30 protein-coding genes and 1 riboswitch are annotated in these 26,103 nt (G+C 61.5%); of the genes, 17 read left to right on the plus strand and 13 right to left on the minus strand.

Annotation, left to right across the window (positions count from 1 at the left end):
- Positions 1-4: 4 nt before the first annotated feature.
- The 4 genes from AC20117_RS20910 to AC20117_RS20925 all read left to right on the plus strand — a co-directional run bounded on the left by AC20117_RS20910 (position 5) and on the right by AC20117_RS20925 (position 3,441).
- A complete protein-coding gene (locus tag AC20117_RS20910; RefSeq protein ID WP_074701847.1) occupies positions 5-1,540 on the plus strand; it encodes a multicopper oxidase family protein in 1,536 nt (511 codons plus the stop codon).
- Positions 1,541-1,595: 55 nt separating this feature from the next.
- Positions 1,596-2,516: a prolipoprotein diacylglyceryl transferase gene (gene lgt, locus AC20117_RS20915; protein ID WP_074701845.1), complete on the plus strand. Its 921-nt coding sequence runs from the start codon at positions 1,596-1,598 to the stop codon at positions 2,514-2,516.
- Positions 2,513-2,710, plus strand: a complete 198-nt coding sequence (locus tag AC20117_RS20920; RefSeq protein ID WP_074701844.1) for a hypothetical protein — start codon at positions 2,513-2,515, stop codon at positions 2,708-2,710. Before lgt ends, AC20117_RS20920 begins: the two co-directional genes overlap by 4 nt.
- A gap of 92 nt (positions 2,711-2,802) precedes the next feature.
- Positions 2,803-3,441 (plus strand): thioredoxin-like domain-containing protein, encoded by a 639-nt coding sequence (locus AC20117_RS20925; protein WP_074701842.1) that lies wholly within the window; start codon positions 2,803-2,805, stop codon positions 3,439-3,441.
- Between the two features lie 127 nt (positions 3,442-3,568).
- On the opposite strand, the gene AC20117_RS20930 is transcribed toward AC20117_RS20925, so the two are convergent.
- The 5 genes from AC20117_RS20930 to AC20117_RS20950 form a co-directional block, all read right to left on the minus strand.
- The gene (locus tag AC20117_RS20930) at positions 3,569-4,342 is read right to left on the minus strand and encodes a hypothetical protein (RefSeq protein WP_074701841.1); all 774 of its coding nucleotides are present in this window, start codon (positions 4,340-4,342) and stop codon (positions 3,569-3,571) included.
- Positions 4,339-5,901, minus strand: coding sequence for a polysaccharide deacetylase family protein (locus AC20117_RS20935; RefSeq protein ID WP_074703350.1), 1,563 nt, complete (start codon positions 5,899-5,901; stop codon positions 4,339-4,341). The genes AC20117_RS20930 and AC20117_RS20935 overlap by 4 nt, the downstream gene beginning before the upstream one ends.
- 305 nt (positions 5,902-6,206) lie before the next feature.
- Positions 6,207-6,923, minus strand: a complete 717-nt coding sequence (locus tag AC20117_RS20940) for a M23 family metallopeptidase (RefSeq protein ID WP_236777391.1) — start codon at positions 6,921-6,923, stop codon at positions 6,207-6,209.
- Between the two features lie 142 nt (positions 6,924-7,065).
- Positions 7,066-7,234: riboswitch (cyclic di-AMP (ydaO/yuaA leader) on the minus strand.
- A gap of 385 nt (positions 7,235-7,619) precedes the next feature.
- Positions 7,620-7,841, minus strand: coding sequence for a heavy-metal-associated domain-containing protein (locus AC20117_RS20945; RefSeq protein ID WP_074701838.1), 222 nt, complete (start codon positions 7,839-7,841; stop codon positions 7,620-7,622).
- 46 nt (positions 7,842-7,887) lie between these two features.
- A complete protein-coding gene (locus AC20117_RS20950) occupies positions 7,888-8,214 on the minus strand; it encodes a metal-sensitive transcriptional regulator (protein WP_074701836.1) in 327 nt (108 codons plus the stop codon).
- 606 nt (positions 8,215-8,820) lie between these two features.
- Between AC20117_RS20950 and AC20117_RS20955 the strand changes: the two genes are divergently transcribed.
- Positions 8,821-9,450, plus strand: a complete 630-nt coding sequence (locus AC20117_RS20955; RefSeq protein WP_236777392.1) for a matrixin family metalloprotease — start codon at positions 8,821-8,823, stop codon at positions 9,448-9,450.
- Positions 9,451-10,264: 814 nt separating this feature from the next.
- On the opposite strand, the gene AC20117_RS20960 is transcribed toward AC20117_RS20955, so the two are convergent.
- The 3 genes from AC20117_RS20960 to AC20117_RS20970 form a co-directional block, all read right to left on the minus strand.
- Positions 10,265-10,864, minus strand: coding sequence for a DUF305 domain-containing protein (locus AC20117_RS20960; RefSeq protein ID WP_236777393.1), 600 nt, complete (start codon positions 10,862-10,864; stop codon positions 10,265-10,267).
- 190 nt (positions 10,865-11,054) lie between these two features.
- Entirely contained in the window at positions 11,055-11,462 is a 408-nt protein-coding gene (locus AC20117_RS20965) for a four-helix bundle copper-binding protein (RefSeq protein ID WP_074701835.1), read from the minus strand.
- A gap of 255 nt (positions 11,463-11,717) precedes the next feature.
- Entirely contained in the window at positions 11,718-12,170 is a 453-nt protein-coding gene (locus tag AC20117_RS20970; RefSeq protein WP_139186819.1) for a hypothetical protein, read from the minus strand.
- Between the two features lie 885 nt (positions 12,171-13,055).
- On the opposite strand from AC20117_RS20970, the gene AC20117_RS20975 reads away from it, so the two are divergent.
- The 3 genes from AC20117_RS20975 to AC20117_RS20985 are packed head-to-tail and all read left to right on the plus strand — an operon-like array spanning position 13,056 to position 15,494.
- Positions 13,056-13,601 carry a DUF6932 family protein gene (locus AC20117_RS20975; protein WP_074701832.1) on the plus strand — a complete coding sequence of 182 codons (546 nt, stop codon included), beginning with the start codon at positions 13,056-13,058 and terminating at the stop codon, positions 13,599-13,601.
- The gene (locus AC20117_RS20980) at positions 13,594-14,619 is read left to right on the plus strand and encodes a hypothetical protein (protein WP_074701830.1); all 1,026 of its coding nucleotides are present in this window, start codon (positions 13,594-13,596) and stop codon (positions 14,617-14,619) included. The genes AC20117_RS20975 and AC20117_RS20980 overlap by 8 nt, the downstream gene beginning before the upstream one ends.
- On the plus strand, positions 14,616-15,494 hold the full coding sequence (locus AC20117_RS20985) for a RelA/SpoT-related domain-containing protein (RefSeq protein WP_074701829.1): 879 nt from the start codon (positions 14,616-14,618) through the stop codon (positions 15,492-15,494). Before AC20117_RS20980 ends, AC20117_RS20985 begins: the two co-directional genes overlap by 4 nt.
- A 1,179-nt stretch (positions 15,495-16,673) precedes the next feature.
- Here the strand turns inward: AC20117_RS20985 and AC20117_RS20995 are convergent.
- The gene (locus AC20117_RS20995) at positions 16,674-17,330 is read right to left on the minus strand and encodes a ScbR family autoregulator-binding transcription factor (protein WP_236777394.1); all 657 of its coding nucleotides are present in this window, start codon (positions 17,328-17,330) and stop codon (positions 16,674-16,676) included.
- A gap of 185 nt (positions 17,331-17,515) precedes the next feature.
- Between AC20117_RS20995 and AC20117_RS21000 the strand changes: the two genes are divergently transcribed.
- The 8 genes from AC20117_RS21000 (at position 17,516) to AC20117_RS21040 (ending at position 23,679) form a co-directional block, all read left to right on the plus strand.
- Positions 17,516-17,968: a PGPGW domain-containing protein gene (locus tag AC20117_RS21000; RefSeq protein WP_074701826.1), complete on the plus strand. Its 453-nt coding sequence runs from the start codon at positions 17,516-17,518 to the stop codon at positions 17,966-17,968.
- Between the two features lie 239 nt (positions 17,969-18,207).
- On the plus strand, positions 18,208-18,729 hold the full coding sequence (locus tag AC20117_RS21005; RefSeq protein WP_074701824.1) for a hypothetical protein: 522 nt from the start codon (positions 18,208-18,210) through the stop codon (positions 18,727-18,729).
- Complete coding sequence (locus AC20117_RS21010) at positions 18,729-19,307, plus strand: RES family NAD+ phosphorylase (RefSeq protein ID WP_074701823.1); 579 nt, start codon at positions 18,729-18,731, stop codon at positions 19,305-19,307. Before AC20117_RS21005 ends, AC20117_RS21010 begins: the two co-directional genes overlap by 1 nt.
- 140 nt (positions 19,308-19,447) lie before the next feature.
- Positions 19,448-20,710: a hypothetical protein gene (locus AC20117_RS21015; protein ID WP_139186818.1), complete on the plus strand. Its 1,263-nt coding sequence runs from the start codon at positions 19,448-19,450 to the stop codon at positions 20,708-20,710.
- A 423-nt stretch (positions 20,711-21,133) separates the two neighbouring features.
- Positions 21,134-21,520: a hypothetical protein gene (locus tag AC20117_RS21020; protein ID WP_074701820.1), complete on the plus strand. Its 387-nt coding sequence runs from the start codon at positions 21,134-21,136 to the stop codon at positions 21,518-21,520.
- Positions 21,521-21,828: 308 nt separating this feature from the next.
- Entirely contained in the window at positions 21,829-22,257 is a 429-nt protein-coding gene (locus AC20117_RS21025) for a hypothetical protein (RefSeq protein ID WP_158300497.1), read from the plus strand.
- 290 nt (positions 22,258-22,547) lie between these two features.
- Positions 22,548-23,132: a hypothetical protein gene (locus tag AC20117_RS21035; protein ID WP_074701816.1), complete on the plus strand. Its 585-nt coding sequence runs from the start codon at positions 22,548-22,550 to the stop codon at positions 23,130-23,132.
- A gap of 31 nt (positions 23,133-23,163) precedes the next feature.
- Positions 23,164-23,679, plus strand: a complete 516-nt coding sequence (locus AC20117_RS21040) for a hypothetical protein (protein ID WP_074701815.1) — start codon at positions 23,164-23,166, stop codon at positions 23,677-23,679.
- Here the strand turns inward: AC20117_RS21040 and AC20117_RS23440 are convergent.
- Both AC20117_RS23440 and AC20117_RS21050 read right to left on the minus strand, forming a co-directional pair.
- The gene (locus AC20117_RS23440) at positions 23,669-23,908 is read right to left on the minus strand and encodes a hypothetical protein (protein WP_139186817.1); all 240 of its coding nucleotides are present in this window, start codon (positions 23,906-23,908) and stop codon (positions 23,669-23,671) included. The genes AC20117_RS21040 and AC20117_RS23440 overlap by 11 nt on opposite strands.
- 246 nt (positions 23,909-24,154) lie before the next feature.
- Positions 24,155-24,490: a hypothetical protein gene (locus AC20117_RS21050; protein WP_074701812.1), complete on the minus strand. Its 336-nt coding sequence runs from the start codon at positions 24,488-24,490 to the stop codon at positions 24,155-24,157.
- Positions 24,491-24,584: 94 nt separating this feature from the next.
- Here AC20117_RS21050 and AC20117_RS21055 point away from each other — a divergent pair, with 94 nt between their 5' ends.
- The gene (locus AC20117_RS21055) at positions 24,585-25,034 is read left to right on the plus strand and encodes a hypothetical protein (protein WP_139186816.1); all 450 of its coding nucleotides are present in this window, start codon (positions 24,585-24,587) and stop codon (positions 25,032-25,034) included.
- A 37-nt stretch (positions 25,035-25,071) separates the two neighbouring features.
- Here the strand turns inward: AC20117_RS21055 and AC20117_RS21060 are convergent, their stop codons facing one another.
- Together AC20117_RS21060 and AC20117_RS21065 are read right to left on the minus strand one after the other, a co-directional pair.
- Positions 25,072-25,713 (minus strand): response regulator transcription factor, encoded by a 642-nt coding sequence (locus tag AC20117_RS21060; RefSeq protein ID WP_074703346.1) that lies wholly within the window; start codon positions 25,711-25,713, stop codon positions 25,072-25,074.
- 154 nt (positions 25,714-25,867) lie between these two features.
- A complete protein-coding gene (locus AC20117_RS21065) occupies positions 25,868-26,053 on the minus strand; it encodes a hypothetical protein (protein WP_074701809.1) in 186 nt (61 codons plus the stop codon).
- Between the last annotated feature and the right edge of the window lie 50 nt (positions 26,054-26,103).

Below are 26,103 nucleotides of genomic sequence, written 5' to 3' on the forward strand. Positions count from 1 at the left end.
CCCCATGAACCGTCTCATTACCCGCCGCTCGGTACTCTCCGCTTCCGTGGCCAGCGCAGCGGCGGCCGCCCTGGCCGCCTGTTCCAGTCCTGCTACCCCGGCCGCAGCGGCGGTCCGGATCCTGCCGACCGATCCGCTGGTCGCGGATTTCGAAGCCCGCCGCATCGCCGACGGAACGACAGTCACACAGCAACTCACCGCCGCACCGTTCAACACGAAAATCACCGGAAACCCGGTATCCACCTGGGGCTACAACGGATCCCTGAACGGCCCGTTGATCAGGGCTAAAACGGGTGACCTGCTCGATGTTCCCGTGACGAACAAACTCGCGGAAGGCACCAGTGTCCACTGGCACGGGCTGGCCCTGCGCAACGACGCCGACGGCGTCCAGGGCCTCACCCAGGAGGCCATCGCCGCCGGAGCCGATTACGCCTACCGGTTCCGGCTGGCCCACCCGGGCACCTACTGGTACCACTCCCACTTCGATATGCAGCGCGAACGCGCCCTTTACGGGGCCCTGATCATCGAGGACCCGAAAGAGGCCCTGTCCTACGACCAGGAGTGGGTCATCATCCTCGATGACTGGCTTGACGGCGTCACCGGCACCCCGGAAGAGGTCGTGGAGGAACTGTCCATGGGCATGGATATGTCCGGCGGCAGCATGGAGGGTATGGACCACGAAGGCGGGGGCGGCATGGACATGAAGCACATGCTGATGGGCGCCACCAGCAAGTATCTCGGCGGTGACGCCGGCGATGTGAAGATTCCCGTCCACCTGTTCAACGGAAAACCTGCCCAGGAAGCCGAAATCCTGGAGAGCAGGCCCGGCAGCCGGATCCGGCTGCGGATCATCAATGCCGCCGGAGACACCGCCTACCGGGTCGGCGTACCGGGCCAGAAGCTTACCCTCACCCACACGGACGGCTTCCCCGTACAGCACCACGACATTGACGCAGTCGTCCTCGGCATGGGCGAACGCTTTGACGCCCTCATCACCGTGCGCGACGGTTACACGCCCGTGCTGGCACTGCCGGAAGGCAAAGACGGCAACGCCTACGGTTTGATCAGCACCGGAATCGGAACACCTCCCCCGGCAGGGCGCATGCCCAAGACGCTGGACGGAACCGTTACGGATGGCAGCCGCCTGAAAGCAGACGCATCAGTCCTGTTCGCGCCCAAGCCGCCTGACCGGGTCCACGAGATGCGGCTGACCGGATCCATGGAGAAATACGACTGGGGCATCAACGGGCGACGCTTTGACATGGCCAATCCGTTCGACGGGGCCTTCGACCTCCGGCTGAACGAACGCGTACAGGTCAAAATCGTCAACGACACCGATATGTGGCACCCGATGCACTTGCACGGGCACACCTTCCAGCTTGCCGACAACGGTGCCCGCAAAGACACCGTCATCGTCAAACCCAAGCAGACCGTGGTCTTCGAATTCGACGCCGACAACCCCGGCCAATGGCTCACCCACTGCCACAACTCCTACCACGCCGAACGCGGCATGATGGGCGTCTTCTCCTACCTGCAGTAATCCTTCCGCTTGCCTGCTTCCACGGAACCGGCAAGCGCCGATGCATCGGAGCACCATGACAACGTCTCTCCCGGCGGAATTGTTTATTCCGTCCCCAACGATCAGCGCCATCCAGGTCGGCCCGCTGACCATCCACTTTTACGCCCTGGCCATCCTGGCTGGAATAGGCCTGGCTACCTGGCTCACGGACCGGCGTCTTACCTTCCGAGGCGGCGATCCGGGAAAGACCCTGGACGTCATCCTTTGGGCCGTCCCCTTCGGCATTGTCGGCGGTCGCCTCTACCACGTCATTACCGACAACCAGCTGTACTTTGGTCCCGGCCGAAACCCGTGGAACGCCCTGAGGATCTGGGACGGCGGGCTCGGCATCTGGGGTGCTGTCGCCCTTGGCATCGTGGGTGCCTGGATCGGGTGCCGCCGGCACAACGTTCCCCTGCCCGCATTCTTGGACGCCGCCGCGCCGGGGCTGCTCCTGGCCCAGGGCATCGGACGCTGGGGAAACTGGTTCAACAACGAACTCTACGGCGGACCCACCGACCTGCCATGGAAACTCCAGATCCACGAGATGGATCTGGCTCAGGGCAGAGCCGTGCTGGACGCCGACGGGACCCCGGTCGTCTTGGGCTACTTCCACCCGACCTTTCTCTATGAATCACTCTGGTGCCTTGCTGCCGGGCTGGTGCTGCTGGCCATCGACCGCAGGTTCAAGCCGGGGGCCGGCTCCGTCTTTGCCCTGTACGTCACCCTTTACACAGCCGGCCGGTTCGGGTTCGAACTCATGCGCTCCGACTACGCGAACACGATCCTGGGCCTGCGGGTCAACACCTGGGTCTCCGGTCTGCTGTTCCTCGCCGGCCTGGCGGTCTTCCTGATGCTGCGCCGGCGACCCCGCGCAAATATCCTCCCGTCCGAAAACCGTTCCGCCTCAACCGCCAGCGAAACCGAGCCAGTCATAAAGAAGGAGAGCGCGTCATGACAACTCCTGAAAGCCAGGACAACTCCGTACCGGGCCCCAGCGGCTTCGACGCAAACCGCGACGCCGCTGGCAGAGCGCTCTATGAGGAGCGCCAGGCAATGCTGGGAGGCCTCTGGATGCCGGAGGCACCCGCATGGGACGAGCTGCCCGAGGAAGTCAAGGAACGCTGGCGCACTTATATGGACCGGAAGTAAACGTACGTCCCGGTTCCATCTGGAACCAGTGTCCACCCACCATTTCTAACACCGCACCATCTCTAACACCGCACAGATAAAGGAGTCCGCCAGTGACAAACCCCAAAAAGCAGGACAGGGACGCACGCAGAGAGCAGATACAAAAACTCAAAGCACAACAACGTGCACAGGAACGGCGCCGGAACTTCCTCATCTACGGAGGAACAGGGCTCGTACTTCTGGGCCTCGTCGTCTGGGTAGCCGTCGTCATCGGCGGGGAAGCCCGCAAGAGCCGGGAATTGTCCGAAGCTGCGGCACAGCCCGTAGCCGGAGTGCAGACCTACGAAGACCTGTCCAACCGGCATGTGGAGACGGCTGTCGAATACGACCAGAACCCAGGTGTCGGCGGGGACCATTCGCCCGTATGGACAAACTGTGGAGTTTACACAGAACCCGTCGATGAAGGCCGGGGTATCCACTCCATGGAACACGGGGCCGTGTGGATCACATACCGCCCGGATCTTCCGCAGCGCGAGATCAATCTACTGACCGATCTGGTGGGTGAGCGCAGCTATGTCCTGCTGAGCCCAAACCCGGATCAGGAAACACCGGTTGCCGCCAGCGCATGGGGAACCCAGCTGACTGTTGATACTGCCTCGGACAGCCGGCTTGCGCCGTTCCTGGCGAAGTACGTTCAGGGAGAGCAGACACCGGAGCCCGGCGCTGCCTGCACCGGAGGCGTAGACGGGTAACGGGGCGGTAACTGGTGCCGGTTATTCTTGGAACCCGGTATGGGCGCTGAACGAAGGTGCTCGTGCCGGGTGCCGCGCACCTGCCGCGGGCACGGTCTTTGCTAGCTATCTGATCTTCCCGCAGGTGTCAGCGGTGTTGGACCGGACTGGTGGTAACGATCTTCTTCCACGGCCCTTCGGGTACGTTTTTCGCTTCGACGAACTGCCAGTCCACCCTGTCCTGGGATCCGTTGAGCTGGCTGAATTTCAGGCAGCCGTTCAGCGCCGGGGAAACGTCGAGGCCTGCCCCGTTGAATCTTGTGTTGGCCGGTCGAGGGTCGTCGTTTCCGAAAACGTAGGCCGCGTCATCATAAACGTTAGGGCCTGCGTCCTGCACTTGCCCATAACAGACCCGGTCGCCTTTCCTTAGCCGTACCCACCGGTTTTTCATGTAGCTGAAAGACTTATCGGCTGACTTGCCCGCGTAGCCGGGATGGTCTGCCCACGGAATCACTTTCGCCCGCGTCGCGAACGCTTGGGGGTTGTTGAGATCGTCGAACGGCAGATCAAGGTAGAAGTAGTTTTCCTTTGGCTCCATGTTCAGTGGAGCGTAGCCGTTCTCTGCCGTGCGCCGCTCGGTGTTGCAGACCCCGTCGATAACCACGCCGTCGCATCCGCCATAGCTCTCCATCCAATGGCTGTCATAGGTGGAAAGTTCCTGGCTTCCGTCCGACGTGTTGGGATCGAGAATCTCACCCACCCAGAAAGTAGTGGCAACAATGTCCGTGTGCCACGGGTAATCATCCTCGCCCGCCAGTTCCGTGGACACCGGCCCGCTCTGCCGGAGTGCTGTCCCGCCAGGCACCGCGCAGGCCGAAAGCGACAGAGAGATAAGGAGCACCGCTGCCGTGCCCGGTTTCATCGTGCTGGCCCTTCAAGCGGGGGTGCGCCCTCGGAGTCGTAGAGTGCATAATCGTCCGTGGTCAGCTCGCCGTTGCCCAGCAAAGCCAGTCCGAAACTCAGCGCGGCAGCATCGTCGGGTACGGGTGGTGTCGTCCATTCTGCCTGGGTGAAGTCGTCGCTGGCGGGTAAGAACGGGCCGGCAGTCCAGTAGTGCCATAAGCCGATCTCATCGCGGTAGTAAACGCTGAACTGGGTCCGGGCGTCGGCCCGGTACCACGCGCGAAGGGAATAGCGTTCGCCAGGAACTACGGGTGGCGCACACTCCCCCAGATCCTGTTGTTGTACCAGCTTCGCATCTCCGTCGACGTAGCCTTCGACAACCACCCGCATGCCGGAAGACCCGTTTCGGCCTTCTCCCATACTGAATACCGCCTCGTTCAGACCAAACCCGCCCTCCATCCAGCACAACGCCGTGCCGCTGCTTCCCCGCTGCTCAAGCCCGGGGTTCCGGACGCCGTTGACGCTGCTGGCCGCCGGCTCCGGAGAGGACCAGATGACCGGCTCACGGTTCGGGCCGCCGATTACCTCCTGAACAGTCCTCGTTACGGTAGTCCCGCCGGCATCACGCTCTGCCAGCCAGTCAGCGAACTGGGTGAAAGTGTCCTCTTCGACACCGATCTTCGTACATTCATACGGGCACAGTCCGTGGAAAGTCAGAATCACCCAACCCCCGCCAGGTTCAGCGGAGGTGACGGCTTCCTGCATATCTGCAAGTGTCCAGTTGCTTTCAACTTCCTCTGGTGCCTGCAGGCGGTAAGGTTTGGCCGGACGCAGCGATTCTGCCGCCGGACACTCCTCGCAGCTGAACCGGGTCCGGATGTCCCCGAGGCTTCGGGCGCTGTTATAGCCGCAGTCTCCGGCGCTGTTCTCCACCTGCTGATTTCGGGACGCGAAAGGGAAAGCGAAGTTCGTCACGGAAAACCCCCACTCCACCAGGTTTTGACGGTCGACGCAGATCTGCCTGGCAGCCTCGTCGGCCGACAGCTCGCGGACGTCCGCGTGGGACAACGTGTGCCCCCCGATCTCGTGACCGTCGAGGGCCATCTCCTTGGCCTGTTTTAGAGTCAGGTATCCGGGTTTGTCCAAATTGCCTGAGTTGATATAAAAGGTGCCATCGAGCCCTGCCTCGGATACGATGTCGGCAGCACGATACTGGCCGGCGAACCCGTCATCAAAGGTCAGGGAAACCACGGTTTGGCCGACTACCTCAGGTATCGGTTCTGCGGGTTCGTACTCGGGCACATCGATCGCGGCCGCCGCTGCCCGGTTCCCGGGAACGGGCTCCGGACTGACCGTCGGTGCACCGCCAGGGCCAGGCCCGGCAATACCCTCAGCAGCCCGGCTGTTGTCCCCGGACGCCAGGAACTGACCGCCGTACAGGAGGAAGGCCGCTGGCAACGCCAGCAGCAGCATCGCGGTGATCCATTGCAGCGAGCGTTTAGGCCGAGTGCGCACGTAGCCCGGCCCCGCACTGCTTTCGTTGGCGCTGTCACCACGGCGATCCTCGCTCAGACCCATGATGCTTCCCATCGACGTTTATCACGGCCGTTGAACCGGCTCGCTGACAGGGACCGGGGATGGTCAACCTCCGCAATCCCTGAGTAACCGACAGGAAAAGACTAGAAGTCCTCGTAAGCTCCCGCATGAGTACCTCCTACCTGTTTTCGGTTCCTTCCTACTCGCTTGCGCCACGTATGGAACGGGCACTGTTCAAAGCCAGCGTGACAGCCGTGCACGGGCAATGGGCGTCCTCATCCCCGGCGGACGGCACACGAAAGCGGGGCTGCACACCGAAGTGTGCAGCCCCGCAGATCGTCTACCGCCTACAACCAGCCGGCAGGGTCGACCGTTTCGCCGTTCACCAGCACCTCAAAGTGCAGATGGCAGCCCGTTGAGTTACCGGTCGTCCCAACACCGGCAACCCGTTCACCCGCGGCGACTTCCTGTCCCGTCTGGACAGCGATGCTGCCCAAGTGGTTGTACGTTGTCTTCAGTCCGGCGCCGTGGTCGACTACCACGCGGTTTCCGTAGCCGGCGGCGCTGGAGGAAGCCTCGACGACGGTTCCGGCAGCTGATGCCAAAACAGGGGTTTCGCAGCCGCTGGAGAAGTCGGTGCCGTTGTGGAACTCGCCTGCTGCGCCCGTGAGCGGGTTGGTCCGGTAACCGAACGGCGAGCTGATGTTCATCTGTGCCAACGGCCCGGCCAGTCCGGAGACCGGCTGTCCGGTTTCGTCCGGTGCTTCCGTTTCCGGTTTTTCGGCCGGTTCTTCCTTTGCGCGGGGCTTAGCCGCTTCCGGTTCTGCTACGTCCGCAGAGGCAACAGAGGCTTTTCGGTCGCTGCCCGGCTCGGGTTTTGCCGGTGCTGCGTTGCTGGAGATTTCGGAACGGCTGAAGTCAAGGACAGCGTCCGCCGCTGCCACGGCCGTGCTGGCCGGTACGTTCGAAGCTGTCTCGGCCTCAAGGTTGTGGCTCGTCTCGGCCTGGGCCGCTGGCAATGCCACGACAGCTACCAGACCGGTTGCCACTGCTCCGAGAGCCACTTTTCGTGTCAGTCCCTGAAGGGTTGAAGCGGGCTGCGGCTCCGCTCTCCGACGTCCGGCCTGGGGGTTGCGGTTTCGTGCAGGGCTTGCTGAAGGAGCGACGGCGCGCCTGCGTCCGCGCTCACCTGTGTGATTGCTCAAGGGGTCCTCTCCGTACGCCTGCGAAGTTAGCTGTCGGATTCGAGTGAGAGTTCAACTCGGCCCGGGCAGTAAGCACCCCTTGTTAAAAGGAAGCAGTTGACCGGACTTCACCCCAAGGTGCCCAAGGCACCGGATGTGGTTCCTCCGCCCCTGTCTGGTATTTCGAACGGACTGGTCTGCTGACAGGGCTAGGCGGACAGACCAGGGCCATACCCGCGATGGGTATGCGCGGCCTCCAATCTACAATAAAAAAGGTTGACGTTACAATTCCGTGACTTGCCGCCGCAGGGCGGCATCGGCGTCTTCCCCGACCCGCCAACGGCGGAGCTTTCCTGCGTGGGAACGTGCACTGCGGAAACGGGTTCGCGACGACGAAGAAGGACGGGGCTGCCATAGCGGGGTCCGGGAGGTCACGAGTACTGCCGCCCCCGGGGCGGCACCGAAATCCGAGAGGTGTTTGCAGGCGAAGCCCGGAACAGGCACGTCGAAGCTCGCCGGCCGCCCCTCTGGATCAGCGCGCTCACCAGGGAGAGGTCCCAGGCTTATGTCAGCCGTTCAGGCGTTGTTGGATACGACCTGGTAGCCGGCCTCGGTGACGGCATCGCTGATCTTGTCCGGGTCCAGGGCCATCCCGGAGGTGATGGAAGCGGTGGAGATGCCGTCCTTGTTGAGGTCAATGGTGACGATTTCGACACCGTCGAGTTCCATCAGTTCTTCAGTAACTGAGGCGATGCAGTGGTTGCAGGTCATGCCTGAAATGCCGACTCGTGTTTCCATGAGGTTCTTCTTTCTGGATCGTGATGGCTTCAACAGTTGCCGGCGCCTAGCGCAGCAGCCTTCCGATAGCCGCGGAAGCCTCGGCAACTTTCTCCTGGACAGCCTGCGGATTGCCTGTCTCCCTGGATTCGTTCGCGGCCCCGACTACACAATGGGCAATGTGGTCTTCGAGCAAGCCCAGACTCACGGCATGCAGGGCCTTGTTGATGGCGGAGACCTGGGTCAGTACGTCGATGCAGTACTTATCCTCTTCCACCATGCGGGCGATCCCCCTGACCTGGCCCTCAATACGCTTCAGCCTGCGCAGGTACGCATCCTTGTCCGAGGTGTATCCGTGATCGATTCGCTCGTCGATAACAGTCTGCTCACTCATGGCGTCTCCTATCCATAGACACTCAATCTTATACCCTGCTAGGGTATAAGATCAAAGCCTGCTGGCAGGTTTTTGCGCTTCAAGAACCGGATCTTCAGATGGTGCGCCCTTCGCCCCATCCAAAACCGTCGCGACTCGAACTCGCTGGTCATACTCTAAGTGGGAGTAGCTGAACAGCTTGCGCGGGGATCGCACCTGAGCCCGCAGGATAGCAGCGGGGATGGCAAGCGAATGACCGGCCTTGCTGCCGTCCTTGCAGATCGAGACGGCCAGGGCGAAGCCGGTACGCCACTTCCTCTGACCGGGATTCCGGGTCCACGAGCCCGCGGCCAATAGGCGTTGAGCCGGTTGTGTCCGAACGGGTGCCAGCCCGGCTTGGACCGGCACAAGACAACCCTTTTGACCAGAAGGACACAGCAAAAACATAGGCTCTTTTCGTAGGGTGGGGGTTCAGGCTAGCGCACACCCTCCAAGGGAGCCATGATGATGACCGGAACCAGCAGCAGGGGTACCCCGCATCCGATGTCCCAGCGGACCCGCAGCTCCACATTCGCGAGGAGATTGCCTGCCTTGGTGTTGGGGCTGGGCTTGTTCCTAACTGCCTGTGTGTCCTCCCCCAGCCAAGGGGATCCGGACGATGGACCCGCACAAGACACTGTTGGGAACTTTGTTCCGGACCGCGACGACAGCTTGCGCGAAACCCTCGGGGACAGTCCGGCGGAATGCGTGGCCTCGGCGGGTGCTGAAGTGCGGGATGTCGATCCGGAGGATTCACCGGTTAAACCATGGCAGAAGCCGACGGGAGGGGAGCTTGTGGTGGAGTTCGAAACCGGCCGGCTTTCCGAGCGGTATACCCGGCTGGTAACCGAGGCCGCAACGATCTGGTCCGAGAGTCCGTGCATTGAGGCCGTGACAGCCCGGTCCTGCACCGGCGGCGCGAACTGTGTGGCCATCGTGGAAGACGGAAGCCGTTCACGTGGTACGGACGGAGAAATGCGATGGGACGACAACGGGGCCTACATGGAAAGCGCAACCATCACGCTGTACACCCAGCCATTGGACAGGGCTAGTGACAACGGTGCGCTGGCCACCATCGTCCACGAAATGGGGCACACCCTCGGCCTGGACCACCGCCTTGAGCGCTCGGACGTGATGAACTCCGTCACCGGTGACAACACGAACCCGGTTCCGGACGCTATCGATTTCGCTAACCTCGTCGCCATCTATGGGACCTGACCGAGTCGAGAAATGAACACAACGAATAATGGCTGCGGTGCAGGCGGGTCCCCGGGATGCTCCCGGTCGCCGGGGAGATGGCGGCCGACGGTGAGGGCTGTTACCTACAATATCGGCAGGTTGAGGACCTGGAGCAGCCCCATCGTTCGCTTCAGCATTCTGCGCACGCGTAAGTCAATGACGGGAACGCCAACCGGCCACATGCGGACGCCGGTCACGCTGGCATAACTGACTGTCTCGAACTCGTCGTCGCGTCCTCAGACGAGTCGGGTCGGAACAATCGCCGCTTTGAGCGCGGGAAGCAGTCCAAGTGTGTATTTGGAGTCCGCGGCAGCGGTCATCGCGATCCAGGACCGGTCCCCTGCCGGACTCTGCCAAGGGGAGAGGTAATCTTCCAGCTCATCACGGGGCAGTTCCCTGGCAACAGCACGTAGGGTGGCTTCACCGGACCGCGACGAAGAGGAAAAGCATCAAGAAACCCGCTCAATGTGGCCGGAGCACCCGCTCAGAGCCGAGGTGTTCTATTGTTGCTGGTACTTCACTTAGCGGCACAACCCCGAACGCCGCCGCCTGTCAACGAACCCACAACACTTGGCGACAACGTCACCGCAGAAGCGCCAGCCGCGACCGGCTCGCTCCATTTCATTAGCTCATAAGACCTCTAGAGTTAGGCGAATCGCATCTGATGCATTCGACGGTGATCGGTAAGGGTAGCCAACAACTCCCTGTTCCGAGTCACTTAGTCTCGCAATTTCTGGGCACCTTTTTCTCCTGTTGAGATCATGGCAGCCGGCTCACTGGGAGCAATTTCTTCTCAATCCGTGGGACATTGGCGTTCTGCTGGCTCCTGGTAGTCGGGGACCGACCGGGCTTCTGCCTCTTGGGCCGTCGCGGCCACTCCATTGCGTTGGATGTCTTCGATCAGCCAGTCCATCTCGAAGATCTCCCGGCGCTGCGCCTCGCTGATCTCGACCGCCAGCTGGCATACCCGCACGTCGGCGAGTTCGGCGCGCTCGGACCGGGTGATGGCCAGCGAGTGGTGCGGGATCATCGAGCTCATGAACCCTGTGTCCTGCACCGTGGTCTGGCTGCGGTCAAGGAACACTCCGCTGCCGAGGAGCAGGAGGCTGATTACGACCACGGCCACGTTCGCCTTCGTGTTCCGGTACATGTTCAGCATCCAGGCGAGCATGATCAGGCCCATGGTCCCGCCCATCGTGAGCGCCATGAACATCCGGCTCTCGCTCCAGCGCACATGACCCCACTCGTAGGAGCCGACGAACATGGCCGCGTACATCACCACCATCGCCGTCAGGATCATCGCCCCGAAGCGCAGGTACATCTTCATGGCGTCGCGGGACTGGTGCTCAACGTGACCCTGTCCGTTCTTCTTGTCTTTTTCCGTGTTCGACACAGAACTGCTCCTTCTCTTATCCGTGGCGCTTCGCTAACTGCCTGCAGCCGCAGCGTGTCCGCACCGGGCCTGATTATTCTGCTTAGTCTTATGTCTTTCGTTCACGTTCATGTTTTGGTTCCGGCCGCCGGGTGAGGGGGGCGTCCCCCTGGGGACATCCCGGTACCGCGCAGGCGGTGCGCGGGCGAGGTCAGCCCAGAGAGCCCAGCAGCTCCGCACAGGCCTGTTCACAGCGGCGGCAGGCCTCGGCGCAGACACGGCAGTGCTCGTGCATGGAGGCGTGTTGTTCGCATTCGTCGGCGCAGGCCTTGCAGACGGTCCGGCAGGCTTCCAGGACGGCGCGGGTAACGTTGGCGTCGTACCCGGTGTGCCGCGAGAGGATGTTGCCGGTGGTGACGCAGATGTCGGCGCAGTCGAGGTTGGTGCGGATGCACTTGGTCAATTCGGCGACCATGTCTTCGCTGAGGCACGCATCCGCGCAGGCCGTGCAGGTCTGTGCGCATTCGAAGCAGGCCCGGATGCACTCGATAAGTTTCGCCTTGCCGACGTTCCCCAGGTCCTGGGGGTACGTGTCGAGCATTGTCTGTACGTGTGTCATCGTGCTTCTCCGTTTCATTTGGTTGCTGCCAGCGGAGGGATCCCAGCCCTCCGCTGTCCCTATAAGGGGCGTCCTGCTGTTGCGACTCCGGCCCGTCGTCCTGTTCCGGATCTGCGCAGGGGCAGCCTTTACTGCCGCCCCCGTGTTCCGCACACGAAAGACCGGGCAGGCGGCCTGACGTTATCGTGCGCCGGACGCGCTTCTTTGCCGGGGCCACTCGATCGGCCGCGGCCTTGCGGCAGGGCGCGGAGCGGATTAGGTACGGCTGATCGACAGTTGGATGAGGGATGGGGCCGGCGGAGCCGGGCCGGCGTTTACCGGCGACTGCAAGGACTCGAGCAGGAGCGTCGGCACAGGCGTAGCCACGCCCGCAGGTTGATGCTCTTCGGGACGCTGGGCGGCTGCTTCAGTGGCCGACGAAACGTGGTGTGAACAGCAGTAGTGGCGGTGGTCTCCGCCATGAGGCGCCGGGTCCGCCGTGATGAGCACGGGTTCGATGCCCCGGCCCATTCCAGGTTTTACATGATGGTCATGCCCGGCTGCCGCTGCCGGCTCCGCAACAACCCGGTCGCCGGCATCCGGATGCCCGGTGACGCACACGGAGACCACGCTCGCAACGAGGAGCGTGAGGGCAAAACCGGCAAAAATGCTTCCCCAGGACCGCATCCGGTGAAGCATCGCTGCAGGGCGTCTCGTAACCCGGATCATGATCCTTCCATTGGGACGAACATGTGTGGCCCACACTACCTATGGCGTGCAGGTCCGGCTACCCCTCCGTCGACATCAGAGACGCCTGCGCGGTTCTCCGCGGCGGAGCTGGCATTGCTTCTTCTCTCATCGTTGAACCACCATCTTTCGCGATACGCAATCGATGGACAGCCCGTTAGGGCTGGATCCGGCCCACAATAACAACGAGTCCGAGTGTCCCATGGCGGTGCACGGTGCTTATCTGGCACAGGGACGGTGTCTGTGACGGTCGAAAAGTCGCTTGACCATAACGACAAGTCTATTGTCGAGCCTTCGTGTTGGGGGCGTAATCGCTTGACTCCGGAATATTGTTTACTCAGGACAAGGACAAATGACGTCCCCATTCCGAACAGAGCGGGCACCATGAAGTGCGTTCGGGTTGCTACCCCACGGCTGCGCCGGATCTCTGGCCCTTACCTTCTTTTTTCTGGGCCGCTCAGATCAGAAACAGCGTCTGCCGGTCATGTTCTGCATGATGCAAACGTCTCCCTGCGGCCATCGGCACCTCCGAAGTACCTGCCAGGACTGCTCTCCTTGTCGGCTTCAGCGTAATGTCCCGAGGACCGATCGACTGACGTAACACGCAGTGCTCTTTGTCCATCGGCATCTCGAGGAGCGGCCGATGGACCGACTTCCGAAGGGCTGGCGGAAGGTCCTGCACGAGCGGCGTCGGTTTCCGGGAAACTCTGGGCCGGAAGGCCCCTGCGCCAAGCGCATCTGCTGCACTCTATGATGTGTCGGTTGAAGGGACGGGATGTCTACCGCCGCGCGAAGGTAACCAGTGGGAAGATGGCCGAACCATCATGAATCAGTCGTCGAGGATTCCCAGGCGGAGTCCGGAAGAGGATGCAGGGACTGCAATTGCTTAAACTTGTTGGGGGGCCGGGCGGCCATCGAGTACTCGCGGTGGGCGTTCACCGCATAGGAATGTCCCATTTTCTAGACACCTTTGTACGTGGTCAGCCAGACGAGCGGCACAGGCTTGGGTTGATGAAAGACTTCATTGACTACATGCAGGTTCTCAGAGGCCACGGCTTGCACATCGACACGTGCCTCGTCGACGGCAGCTTCGTGACCAGCAAGCAGTACCCCGCGGACCTGGACTGCACACCGTTGATTGATGGTGGCCGGTCAACTCCGCCGGCCGGGATACTCGGCAGCATCCACGACCACTGGGTTAGCCCCGGAAGCCGCTACAAAAAAGTTCCGGTTCCAGGCCTGGGCCGAACGGTGGAACTCGATGTCTACGGCATTGTCAGGATTCCCCAAGAGCATCGAAACCACACACTCGGATCGAAAGCCGAACAGAAGTGGGAAAAATTTTGGCAGATGTCCAGGGGGCACGGCACGGATGCGGTCAAAGGAAGCGTGGAGGTGCGGCTGGATGACTGACCGAGACACCGGACTATCGGCCTTTCTGCGCGATGTTGAGAATCTTCTCTACGAGTACGAGGGGAATTCCTCCGACGACTGGATGACCCGGTCGAACCGCGAAAGCATGGCCGGGTTGCAAACGAATCTTGAGTCGGCATGGCTGGAATCCCGTAAGGGCATTCGTGCCCGCTTCCACCAAGGTGCCATTCAAGGGCATGCAGGGCCCGCAAACCAATTGCTCAAAGCTGTCCTGGCCCTCAACGAAACAGTTGTGGCCTTGGTGAATAAAACCCTGGACAAGCCCTATACGACAATCGATGACAATGTGCGCGGCCGGCTCGGCCTGTGGGCCATTCCAGCAACAAAAGGTTCCTTCATCATGGAACTCATCTGCCCGCCTACCGGGGACGTGGAACCCAGAGCCAATGCAAAACCCATTGACGGACAGACGACCGTTCCGGAGCTTGACGACATGGTCGTACCGGGGGCTGACGCAGTCGACCAGGTCATGGGCGTACTCTACGAGTTACTGGACTCGAGCAAAGGCAAGGTCCTCCAACTGGAGGAGAAACTCATCGATCTTGGCGCCCATGCCACGACACAACTCGGAAAATTTGCCGACCGGTGCAGTGAACTCGGGGTATCGGTCGACGTCGACGACCGGACACAGCAGAACAAGCCCCTAGTCATCCGCCCCCAAGATGCGAGGCTGCTCAAAGGAACCATCAGAACTCTCGGCCTGGAGGAGGAACCCCTCGTCATTGAAGGCGAATGGCTAACCAGCAGCAAGATCCGTGGCGTCTTTGACATCCGGGACAAGGACGGCATCGTCAGGAACGGAACAGTTCCCAAAACTCTTATGACGGACTCCGTGGCCGCTTTGGAGAAGTATGTCCAGGCTCAGATCAGAGTCATCCACAAGGGCGGACCGGATGGCCAGGCGCGCATGGTTCTTGAGAAGGTGACAGTCCTGGCGGATTCGGTGCCCGCGGACTTCTATACCGCGGTGAAGAAAGAACACGGTACTGACGCATGACAGCCGGCAACCTGCCCTTTGCCCTCGCGCCCCGGCCGCTGGGAACGAAAGCCCTCCGCCGGCTGGGAGAAGCCATCCGCGATGGCAACCTCAATGAAGACCACATCGACAGCTACGACGAGGTCATGGCCTGGTACAACGACCTCGCCGAAGGAGTCCATGAGATTCTGGAAGACCACGACTGGAGTGAAATCCTGCCCAGCTGCACGCCGAAAGTCACATCACGGTCGAAAACCATCGACACCTTGCGCGAAAAACTGCAGCGGGACCACAATACGCCCTTCGGCAATATCCAGGACGTTGCAGGGGTCCGGGTTGAGGCTCCTATGACACTGGATGACCAGGTCAAGGTAGCTGCTGAAGTTGCCAGGATATTCGACCACGCAGACGACTGCATCCGCGACCTGCGAACCACCCCACACAGCGGCTATAGAGCAGTGCATGTTTGGCTACGGGATCCAGGGCGAGTGGAAATTCAGGTGCGTACCCGCCTGCAGGGCGCGTGGGCCAACATGTATGAACGCGCGGCCGACTACATTGGCCGCTACATACGGTACGGGGAGCTGCCCTCAGACCCGGAGACGCGAAAAGCGATCGAAGAACTTCAGGACATATCGCTGACGCATATCAAGGATCTTGAAGAGATCTTAACGCTGCTGGCCGAACTTCAGAGCGACCACCAACGTGCCCTGAGCTACGCCGAACAGGTCTTCGTCTCCCCCGCACGGGTCCCGCCCCATGTCGCTCTCCAGCTCAGAAACCAGGATGACAAGGTCAAAGAGTTTGAATCCAAGATTGAAAAAGCGCAGAATGGGATGCTACGCAACGTAGAGTCGCTGCAGAACCTGTTCGAATCATTCAAGAAGGAGCACTAGGGAATGTCCGGGTACCTCATACAGTACAACCGCCGTACCGGTCGCTCCGACGTTCAGGAGTTCCCCGGTGCTGACGGCTCCCGACAGGCTATGCGGATGCGCCTCCGCCTGGAACGGGAACGCCTCGACGAGGACGTCGAAATCGCCTCCATTAACGCAGCTTCCCTGGAGAGCCTGCAGGCCACTCATTCACGGTACTTTGGCCGAGCGGATTTTCACGGAAACGTGCCAACACCAGCGTAACCAGCCACTTGAGCGACTGTGGCGGCTGCCCCTTATCGGGCAGCCGCCACAGTCGTGTGCTGGTGGGCGTTAACCGGCGATTAGTGTCGATCACGCTGCGATGCTTTCGGCCAGATGCTCAAATCTGGTTCGCACTGCTGGCGAGCCTTCCCCCGGAACGGCCTCAGCTATCCGGCCCAGGCGGACTTCGCCCTTATCAACCGCGTTTTTGGCAGCTGAAACGAGGGAACCCCACCCCGACTCTACGGTGGCCGGTTCGCGCAGAACCTCCAGTAAGGCGATCTCTCGAATGAGAGGCCTCGTCGGCGCCCGTTATTACGCTTATGCAGCTTCACGCCGTCAATGCCTTGTTTCAGCGGACCGTAAACGGCAAAGCTCGACTTTGGCCGGCACCTGTGTGGTCAGCCCGAATGCCCGCGCGGCCGAATACCCTGCCGGGCCAATCCCATCGACGCCCAGCACTTTCAGGGCAACCTCCAGAACACCTGGCCGCGCCATGCCGTATCGGGTCTTTGGACCTTTGAAATAGAGTCCCCGGAACAATGGACAAGGTCGCCGCATTTGGCCGCCCGGGAAAGCGCATTGCGGGCAGCCGTGGGAGAACCAGGAAGATCCTTGGCCCTCACGAAGGAGCGAACCGGGAGTTCCTCCAACACTTGGCCGGGCGTTTTCGTTGAAGCGCTCATGACACAAAATCGTACCGAGTTTGTCGCACGAGGGCATGCAGGCCGCCCGTTTGTGCGGCCTGAGAAAAGCTTCTGCTGCGGCTAGGGCAACTCGGGCACGAGCGAAACCAGTAGTTCACTATCTTTGGACTGAAGAACGGACCATCAGCGGGCTGAGGACGCCGCCTTGGTGGGGTTCCCCGCTAAGGCTTAAGCCGTCGGCCCCCTGCCCGTTGCAGGCTTCGGCGCCATCTTCCCGGAACTCTGGCACTCAGTGTTCCGTTTCGGCCTGACAATTCCTGGGTATCAGATCCAACAGCCGCCCGATCCGGTCTGGCGACATGTCACGCTGAATTCCAGGCAGAAGGATCTGCCACATATCCCGGATGCGTTCCATGACGTCTTCCCTGCCCGTCCGCACATCCGACACCATTTGAACGCCGGTAAAGGAAGCCACCACGAATTTCGCCAGGACAGACGGGGCAATGCCTTCCCTGATCGCTCCGTCGGTTATGGCCCGGGTGGCCAGATTTTCCATCACTCTGATCCAGTCTTCATAGGGCTCGTGAACCGAACGGCCGAAAGAAGAGGCCTCGAACGTGAGCCGGATGCCTGCCCTGACCACGGGATCATGGAGGAGCCGGTGACCGAACTCCCGGCACATAACAATCATGGCATCAAGCGGCGGACGCCCCTCCTGCAGGACCGTCAGTCCGTCGTGGACGACGAGCCGGTGCTGCTCCTCGATGACGGCCTTGGCGAGATCCTGTTTCGACGCAAAATGGAAGTACAGGGCACCCTTTGTCACCTGGGCACGCTCCGCTACCTGGATGAGGCTGGCGCGCCCGTAGCCGCTTTTTTCGAACACTTCCGCGGCCCCGGCGATAATCGTTTGCCGGGTTGCACATGAGCGATCCTGCACCGCCACAATCAATACCTCATTCCTGTGTGACCTCATGGAGCACGGATTATCGAACAATAACAGCAGCCACACGAGAAGCCTGTTCCCGAACCCGGATCATCCATAGCTGGGCGCTACTCCCAGGCACCGAGAGCCGCGCCGATTCGAAGTTGTCCGCTATACAGGCGAAACGGCCGTGAAAAGATGTTCCCATGGGCAGAAGGATCGATGCCGTCCCGCGGTGGCTGCGGCGGACCGGCATCGAGGTGCTTGGCTGGGCCCTCATCGTGCCAGGAATTGCGATGCTCGTGTTACCGGGCCCGGGCCTGCTCGCAATAGTGGGCGGCCTGGTCGTGCTCTCGGTGCACTATGTATGGGCGAAACATCTGCTGGGCAGGGTCAAGATCCGTGCGCTCAGGATAGCGATGAAGGAAGTGCAGACGTGGCCACGCATCGTGGCCGGTGCCATGAGCGGGCTTATGGTTGTTGCTGCAGGCATCGCATGGGCCGCCCAGCCGCCCATGCCGCGCTGGTGGACCTTTGGTGACCAATGGTGGCTTCCAGGAGGGCGGGGTGTCGGACTGACCTTGATTGCCTCCGGACTGATCGCCCTGCTCCTCCTTCTGTACTGTTTTCGCAGATTTCGCCGGCCACGCGCCTCATAACGCCAACAGGACCCAGCTCTGTAAGGGCTCCGTCCGGGCCGCTAAAGCTGCCGCCATGTATTTGGGGTTGCCGCTGGGAAGATACGAGCAACAGCCGTCGCAGTCACCGCTCGAGTGACCCAAAGCCCGGGGGCTACTTCACCGCGGGTGACGATGATGAGGACGACGGCTCGCCCCAGAGCCAGCAGGAATGAGTCAACCCCTTACTCTTATGGCAACCAACGGATAGTGTTGGTTGCATGACGGACGAGTTAAAAATCGACACAGTCATCATCCACTTTGAGGGCAAGTCCATCCCGGCAGTAGTGAGGGACGGCGCCGTCCTCCTGCCCAAAAGCCTTGCATCTCCTGCTCCCCGTGTCAGGTCCTACAGAATACTGGGGCTAACAGGTTCCCCACGGGACCTGCGGATACGGTCCGTAAAACCATCAGCATCCTATTCGACTGCAGCCGTTGCCAAGCGGGTCATCGACGTCCTGGGCAACAACACCGTGGCGGCGCTGCTCGGTGTCAATCAGGACCGCCCTGGTCGCTGGGCTTCGAGCAAGGCCGAGCCGACGGAGGAAAACCGAATGCAGCTGGCAGACCTGGACGCTTTCACAGGTCACCTGCTGGCGACTTTCACACCCGAGCAGGCCGTCCTCTGGCTCGAAGGCCACGACCCGCACTTAGGCGCCCGACCGCTTGATGTGTACCGGCTGGAAGGTGCGGCGCCGGTAATCCAAGCCATGAAGGCCCATGAGCAAGGAGCATTCGCCTAGTGCAGTTTTGGCGCGTCTTCAATTGGAACCCGGAAGCCAGGACGCCACAGAAAAATGGACACCCACTCTATGTCTGGCCTTATCAGGGAAATGGGCGGGTCGATGACCCGGAACACGACTATCTCGTCCTGTATGTCGCCGACTCCCCTGAAGGTGCGGCGGCGGAAGCCTTCGGCCACTATGTCCGTTGGACACAGGCGGTTCTTGACGTCCCGCCTGGAGCGCCTGCCGGCAGCATCAAAGCGCTAGCCCACTACGAGGGTGAACCCGCAGTCCTGGACCTTGACGATCCCTACAACCTGCAGGACTGGGGGCTGCGCCCAAGCCAGGTCGTTCAACGTGACCGGCCGTCCACCCAGCGCTGGGCGCGGGCCATCTATGATGCCGGAGACCACAAGGGAGTCTCCTGGTGGTCTTACTATGAACCGCGCTGGGCCAGCATCGGACTCTGGGACATCACCGGACTGGAGTTGGCCGCCGAACCTCAGCCCCTGACATTGAACCACGCAGCCGTTCTTGGAGCTGCTGAAGCGATTCGCCGCATCGTCGAGCGCCCGCCAGCACGCGACCAAAGGTGAGGGGACAGGCGGAGAACCATAGCGGCCAGTGCATACTGCCATTGTTGATACTCATCCCGCTCCCGGCCGGGAGCATAGGTTGACCCGCGAAGTAGGTGAAGAATGGCCTACGCTCATTCCTGTGAAGAAAGTCCCGAGCCATGAGTAGTCCCGCACACGAATTGACCCTGCTTGTCGACGCACCCGACGGATTGATGGTCCGCCGCGTACCCAACGCTTCGTTGCTTTCAACGGATGAGGAGCTGGGCCCGGCCGCGGAAAGTTCGACCCGCGATTCCGCCGCCAAGTGGGGTCTGCCCGACTTCGTTTTCCTCCCGGAGCAACAACGGCAAGGGTCCGGGGTCCGGGAGCGCGGCGACGGCCTCGTCATCGCCGACGGCATCGCCGCGCTCATACAGGTAAAAGCGAGAAACGCCGTTCCCGGCTCGGCTGAACGAGAAGCAAGCTGGCTTACCAGCAACATCAACAAAGCCACCAAACAGGCCAAAGGCAGTATCCGCCATCTTGCACACCGCCGGGAGAAACTGACCAGTGCCAGAGGACGGCGGGTCGAGATCGACGGTGCCCTGTACAGCTGGATCGCGGTCGTCATTGTCGAACACCCGCAGCCGCCAGCAGATTTCACCCCTTCCTTAGAGGAGGCCGGCAGTGTGCCATGCGTGGTTCTTCTCCGGCGGGACTGGGAGTTCCTCTTCGATCACCTTCGTTCCACCCGGGCCGTCCTTCACTACATTTCCCGTGTCGCCGGCGAAGAGCAGGAGCTTGGCGGTGAACCTGCCCGCTACACACAAGCCGCATTGGCAGATGCTGATGCACAGCCGAAAGAATTGCCGGACGGATTGCGGCGTCTGGCCGGTCCCGCCCAGGTAGCACCGGTATATTCTGCGCCGCTGGCGCCGCTGGAACCGGCAGATGATAGCTCGATGCTGTTCCGGATCATCCTGGAAGATGTGGCCAACACCCACATCGGTGAGGACTCGGAAAGCGACCGCCTCGAGCTGCTGACTGCCCTGGATACGCTGCCTGCCTCCTACCGCCCGGAACTGGGTGCGGCGCTCCTCAAGTTCATGCAATCCGTGGCTCAGCACAGGGGCGATAAAGTCCGTTCGGAATCCCGGGTATTCATTCCTTACCCGGGAGACCAGGTCCCGATGGTATTCATGGTGGCCTCCGCCCACTTTTCCAGAGCACAGCCGCTGCTTTCCATGAGAACCCAACTGCTCCACCACGAATACTGGAGCAGCCTGCAGGAAAGCCCGGGCTCAACTGTTGGGGTCATGCTTACCCCGTCCCATCAGAAGAACCGGGCTTGGGATACCTCCACAATCTGGCTCAAAGGCCCGACCGGGCTTACTCAGGAAGATGCCCGGGAACTTCGAAAACACATAACAGGCCGCATCTGAGACCGGGAAGTGCACCTATACAGTCTGCCTTTTGCGGTGCACTTCCCGGATCTTCTCCAGCTAGAGGTCGGGGCAGCTCGAACTTCCGAAGGATACGGTGCGCCAGATATGTAGCATTTTCAACTCTGGAAGTAATGTGGCAAATGCGTCCCTATTCTTCCAATGTTGCATATGAAGCTCGCCTGCGTGCTGAGATCGTCGCGTCAGGGTCCCCGCTGTGCTGAGAGCCGCAGGCTTGCCGGCGGGACTCCGCAAGAAACCGGGCCAGGTGAACGGCAACGGGTATTTTCAGTTTCCGGGGCAACCTTGTGTAGTGGATCCGTTTCGACCTTGATCCCCAACTCGGAAGGCGCATCCGGTCTCGCTGGGGCCAGGGCGTGGTCCATACGATGCTTAGCAGTGCTGCTCCGATACGGTGAGAGCATGGCTGAAATATTGAATGACTTAGCCGTCGTAGAGTGGATCGGTCTTATCTCGCTTGCCGTGGCTGTGTTCCTTGGTATTCCCGGCCTCATTCTGGCTTGGTTGGCCCACAAGCGTGAACGCGACACGGACCCATGGAAGCTGACGAAGCTGAACACCGACGTTTGGGAGTTGGAGCGGCGTCAGAAAATGCCGGTCTGGATTACGCACCTGCTCAACTTTTCCGGTGCCGAAGTACAAGTGCTGAACGGCGCGGGCGCTCCGGTGTTTCCGTACGAACGCGGCAAAAAAGTATCCCTCCTATCTCTCCTTCCATACCCGGCACGCAACTTACCGTCTTTTACAGGCCGGTCACGAGGAAAGAGCGCGTGGACGACCTCAACATAGCTCCTGAATACAACACACCTGATGGCATGGACTCAGAAGCCGGAATCGAGTTTTGGAGCGCCAGTGTCTACTGAGGGCATTGGCCGTGAGGTGGCCGGGCAGCAGAGCGGTTGTTACATAAAACCTAACGTAGATTATGTTCTATGAAACCTACGGCGTCAGGAATCATGCCCCTTCTACGTTCCGAAACCCAAGGCAGGCTGCTGGCGGAACTCTTTCTCCATCCGGATAGGGAGTACTCCCTTCGTTCCTTGGCGAAAGGCGTAGGCGTCAGCCCTCCCACCATCCAGCGGGACGTTGATCGGCTGGTGAAGGCCGCATTTCTGCATGAGAAAAGGGTAGGCAATAGCCGCCTTGTCCGGGCTGCAATAGATCACCCGGTTTTTCAGCAGCTCGCCGACATTGCCCTTTTCGGCTACGGACCGCTGGCTATCCTGCCGGACATACTCAGTCGGATTTCAGGGATCTCTGATGCGTTCATCTTCGGCTCCTGGGCGGCGCGGTACTCGGGCCAGGCTGTCGGCCACGTGGGCGACCTCGACGTAGCGGTCATCGGCCACCCGCCCCGGCGCGACCTTTTTCAGGCCGCCGAGCAGGCCAGCCGGCGGTTGAAGATCGAGACCAACATCCAGCGTATTGGTCCGGAGCAGTGGGAAGACGAGAAAGATCCGTTCGTTGCCTCCATCAGGTCATCCCCCAGACTTCAAATCCGACTATTCGAAGAGGAAGCCCCATGATCAACAGGGCGCGAGGTCATTGACGATCCCGTCACTCAAAAAAACCGGGGTCGATGCCAAGAGGCCCCCGTCTGATTCCCACTGAAAAGCCGGGCCGACAGCGGACAGGAATCGGAGTCTGTTCACCGTCCGGAGAAGACCGAGGGCCGTGCCCTGGGTGAGGCGGTCGGCGTCGCCGCCAAAGCACAACTGCCGGCTGCGCATCACCCGGTAAGCGGCTGGAACACCACGACAGGCCTGCCGTCTTCCTGTGCTCGGGTTATCCAAAGACCATCAGGCAACAATGGGGCATGGTCAATTGGGAAGCACCTCCGAGGACGCCTAAGAGCAGGCTCGAACGGATAGCCGACCATTCCATTTGGTGGCTCCCGCTCGTCGCACTCATCCCGGCCAACATACTGATGCCCAATGCGGACCTACTGCCGCGACTGGCCGTCGGCTCCCTGATATTACTCATCGTCGGAGGCGTTATGGGCACCGAGGTGAGACGCCGCAGGACGGCCCGGCTCGCCAGGGATGCCGAGGACTACGGCATCATCGACTGCCTCATCCGGTATCCGAAAGCCATGCGGGGCTCGCTGCGTGAACGCTGGACGCCAGGATCAGCCGAGCTGAAGCATGGCACCATCGTTTTCCGCCCCAACAATTCCCTGGAGCCTTTCTGCACAGACCAAGCCGGAGCCCCCAAAATTGTTGAGGTGCGCTCGGTGCCCGAGCAGTTCGAGCTGCCGCGCGATGAACGCAAGGCGCTTCGCGGAAGCCAGGAGGTCATCCAGCTGGACACGGACAACGGAGTGGTCGAACTTGCGGCAGACACGATGAGCCTGGGCGCACTGATGAAGCACGTCTACCGCGGGGAAGCAGGTCAAGACTGAGGCAGGACTGGACGTCCGCCATAATGGCGGCATGACCAACGTCCTGACCCTTGTAGAGCAGCGCGTGCCGATGACGGTGTGGAAACGACGGCTGCTCTTCTTTCGGCGGGCTGAAGAGTCCATCCAGGTTCACCTTGAGTTCGTGATCGACGGCAAACTGCTGCGCACCTGGATCCAGGAATGGGAAGCCGTGGACTGGCCACCGGAAGAGGTCTCCCTGCTTACGCCGGCCCGGCCGGACCTCGCCGTCGAACAGATCGACCGCCTTCTTGGCCGCCGGCCGCACCAGTACTGGAACCGCGGCTGGCTGTTGTTCTGCGCGGGCTGCTGGGACGAAGGCTGCGGCGGAGTGACCGCCGACATCCGACGCGGCAACGGAAAGGTCTTCTGGTCAGGCATCGGCTGGGACGACTCGCTCTCAGCCGAGACTTACCGGATCGAAAACGCTGTGGACTTCGTATTCGACGAAGCCGAGTACGACCGGGTTCTGCTGGCGGCCCGAGATCGGTTTGTTCCCGGATCATCAGGCGGACGCGTCAAAGATTGAGAACGACAGGGTCAGTCTCCATGGGGCCGCCCCAGCGTTCACTGCCTCCGACCCGGGTCCACTCGAGCGCTTGGTCTTCCTCGGCCAGGATCTTGCCATCGGATGACAGCGCACAGACGGTGACTGCAGACGGGACATCCATGTTGAATCCGATCTCCCATGTGTCGTCATCAACCCGGGAGGAAAAGTAAGACGAGAGCTCCTCAGCTGCCTCTGGCTCAGTAACCATGCTCGGGGACGACTTTGGGACCGCCGTTTCGAAGGCGTCCGGTGCGCGCTGAATGGGCCGGGAGCAAACATCACCGGAGCACACCTCGACGAGGTGGACGCGCGAAGCATCCCCGGCCAGCTCCACCGTCAGGCCGTTGGACCAGCCGATAGCTGGACACGCTTGCGGCATGCACCCGGTAAGTGATGCTGACAGCAGAGCGATGAGAGGTACTGCTCCCTTCCGCATGATACGCCGCCTCCGCGCTTACAGCGCGCCGGCCAGGACCCCGACGAGCCCTACTGCGACCAGAAGAGCGACGCCGCCGACGCCGATCTTCCATGTGGAAGAGCCCGGCCTCAAGATGCTCCAGCCGATCAGCACCGGCCCGGCAACAAGGATGATCGCCGCCCCCAGGAAAAGGGTGCCGGCCAACGCGTCGGGCTCCGAGCATTCAAGGACGCAGCCGCTGAAGCTGAACATCGCGACGAGGGCCAGCATGGCGGCTGGGTACCCGACGATGAGCCAGCCGAGCAGCACGGCCAGCACCGCCGAGATGATGCGGGTGCTCTTTTTGTTCGGGTCCAGGACGCCATTGGGCATGGCCGCAGTCTACGCGGTGCAGCTGTCGCGGCTGCTGATCATAGGGCCGGCTTTGCCAGGCCCATGCTCCGACAATTCAGGTAGGCTGCGGGTCATGGCCACTCGTCCGGCGCTCGGCGCCCTTACCGCATCCTTGATCTTTCTCCTGACCGCTTGCGGGTCCGCAGGAACCTCGCAGGAAGCAGCTCCCCCGGTCGAGCAGGATCCCAATGAGTGGGCGAAGCAGCAGTTCGGCGAAAAGCGCTGGGGTGCGCCCGGCGTTCACAGTGCGGCCGGCGGCATCGGGCCCGGCGCGGGAATGGACTTCACGCCCGGGAACGCAGGCTGGTACGACATCGGGATGGCCTGCGAGGGAACCGACTCGATGACCGTGACGGTAACATCGGCGGACGGTGATCTCGGAACCGGCAACACGGACTGCGGCTCCGAGGTGACAACCACCATGGAGCTTCCCGCCAGTCAGATCACCATCGCCGTCGAGGGCACGGAAACGCAGGGCCAATGGGCTATCGCCATCGCGCCCGCGGAAGCACCCAAGCCGTAACACGGCGCTCTCATGAATTGGCCAGCCCCTGGTGCCGTCAGGCCAGCAGCTGCAGTCTTCGGGCAAAGGCTACTGCCTGCAGCTGGGAGTGCGCGCCGAGCTTGGCCAGGATTGATTTCACATAGCCCCGGCAGGTGTTCTGGGTGATGTTGAGTGCCCGGGCCGTGGTCGGCACGTCACTGCCTTCAGCCAGGAAAGTCAGCACTTGCCTCTCCCGACGGGTCAGCACGGGGATTTCCTCTGAGTTGACCGATCGGACCGCGGGCACCAGCAGGGAAGGATGAACTGTCATTGCTCCCGGACGGGCACTGCGGATCGCGTCCAGCAACCCGCCCAGCGATCCGCTCATCGGGAGCAGCCCGCTGACCCCTGCCTCCACGGCACGAGACAGGACGTCACGGCCAGGGCCTGTTGTCAGTAAAATTATTCTCGCTGAAGGAACAACAGCGAGGATCCGCTCGGCTGCATCAAGTCCATCTCCGTCGGGAAGCGTACCGTCCACGACAACGGCGTCCGGAGCAGCCCCGGCACACAACGCAACAGCGCTCTCGACAGTCACTGCGAACCCTGCGGGGTTCAGATCCGTCTGACCGCCGACCGCTTGGCAGAGCAGCTCCGCGAACATTGTTTGGCCGCTGACCATTACGACATCCGAAACTGCATTCCCCTGAGCGCTCATTACGACTGTCCTGTCCCCGACAACGACCTCGCTCACGGCTTCACCGCCGTATTTACGTGACCCTGCTTCTTCTGCAGCAGAGCATCAGTATGGCTCCCCCAGCGCTGGACCCTTGCCTGCTTTTCCTCAAAATCTGCTCAAGAATCCTGTCTGCTTAGATGCCGAAGAGCTGCGCCGCTCCGACGAGTGCGAGAAGCATCCCGACCAGGCTCAGAGTCAGAAAGACAGTCCGCACGTGCCCGAAGGGCTCGCCCGCCCGGCGTGGCCGCGCGTACCGGTACATGATGGTCGGAAGTCCCAGGATCAGTCCGACCACGATGAGCACTACCGACAGCTGCATGCGCCAAGACTAGGACAAGCCCCGGACCAATGGGCGTGTTCGAGGCCAGA

The organism is Arthrobacter crystallopoietes, assembly GCF_002849715.1.
Taxonomy (GTDB): Bacteria; Actinomycetota; Actinomycetes; order Actinomycetales; family Micrococcaceae; genus Crystallibacter; species Crystallibacter crystallopoietes.

Coding starts and splice junctions, on each gene's coding strand:
- AC20117_RS20910 (WP_074701847.1), top strand. CDS start 5: ATGAACCGTCTCATTACCCGCCGCTCGGTACTCTCCGCTTCCGTGGCC.
- lgt (WP_074701845.1), top strand. CDS start 1,596: ATGACAACGTCTCTCCCGGCGGAATTGTTTATTCCGTCCCCAACGATC.
- AC20117_RS20920 (WP_074701844.1), top strand. CDS start 2,513: ATGACAACTCCTGAAAGCCAGGACAACTCCGTACCGGGCCCCAGCGGC.
- AC20117_RS20930 (WP_074701841.1), bottom strand. CDS start 4,342: ATGAAACCGGGCACGGCAGCGGTGCTCCTTATCTCTCTGTCGCTTTCG.
- AC20117_RS20935 (WP_074703350.1), bottom strand. CDS start 5,901: ATGGGTCTGAGCGAGGATCGCCGTGGTGACAGCGCCAACGAAAGCAGT.
- AC20117_RS20945 (WP_074701838.1), bottom strand. CDS start 7,841: ATGGAAACACGAGTCGGCATTTCAGGCATGACCTGCAACCACTGCATC.
- AC20117_RS20950 (WP_074701836.1), bottom strand. CDS start 8,214: ATGAGTGAGCAGACTGTTATCGACGAGCGAATCGATCACGGATACACC.
- AC20117_RS20965 (WP_074701835.1), bottom strand. CDS start 11,462: ATGACACACGTACAGACAATGCTCGACACGTACCCCCAGGACCTGGGG.
- AC20117_RS20970 (WP_139186819.1), bottom strand. CDS start 12,170: ATGATCCGGGTTACGAGACGCCCTGCAGCGATGCTTCACCGGATGCGG.
- AC20117_RS20975 (WP_074701832.1), top strand. CDS start 13,056: ATGCAGGGACTGCAATTGCTTAAACTTGTTGGGGGGCCGGGCGGCCAT.
- AC20117_RS20980 (WP_074701830.1), top strand. CDS start 13,594: ATGACTGACCGAGACACCGGACTATCGGCCTTTCTGCGCGATGTTGAG.
- AC20117_RS20985 (WP_074701829.1), top strand. CDS start 14,616: ATGACAGCCGGCAACCTGCCCTTTGCCCTCGCGCCCCGGCCGCTGGGA.
- AC20117_RS21000 (WP_074701826.1), top strand. CDS start 17,516: ATGGGCAGAAGGATCGATGCCGTCCCGCGGTGGCTGCGGCGGACCGGC.
- AC20117_RS21005 (WP_074701824.1), top strand. CDS start 18,208: ATGACGGACGAGTTAAAAATCGACACAGTCATCATCCACTTTGAGGGC.
- AC20117_RS21015 (WP_139186818.1), top strand. CDS start 19,448: ATGAGTAGTCCCGCACACGAATTGACCCTGCTTGTCGACGCACCCGAC.
- AC20117_RS21020 (WP_074701820.1), top strand. CDS start 21,134: ATGGCTGAAATATTGAATGACTTAGCCGTCGTAGAGTGGATCGGTCTT.
- AC20117_RS21035 (WP_074701816.1), top strand. CDS start 22,548: ATGGTCAATTGGGAAGCACCTCCGAGGACGCCTAAGAGCAGGCTCGAA.
- AC20117_RS21040 (WP_074701815.1), top strand. CDS start 23,164: ATGACCAACGTCCTGACCCTTGTAGAGCAGCGCGTGCCGATGACGGTG.
- AC20117_RS23440 (WP_139186817.1), bottom strand. CDS start 23,908: ATGGTTACTGAGCCAGAGGCAGCTGAGGAGCTCTCGTCTTACTTTTCC.
- AC20117_RS21050 (WP_074701812.1), bottom strand. CDS start 24,490: ATGCCCAATGGCGTCCTGGACCCGAACAAAAAGAGCACCCGCATCATC.
- AC20117_RS21055 (WP_139186816.1), top strand. CDS start 24,585: ATGGCCACTCGTCCGGCGCTCGGCGCCCTTACCGCATCCTTGATCTTT.
- AC20117_RS21060 (WP_074703346.1), bottom strand. CDS start 25,713: ATGAGCGCTCAGGGGAATGCAGTTTCGGATGTCGTAATGGTCAGCGGC.
- AC20117_RS21065 (WP_074701809.1), bottom strand. CDS start 26,053: ATGCAGCTGTCGGTAGTGCTCATCGTGGTCGGACTGATCCTGGGACTT.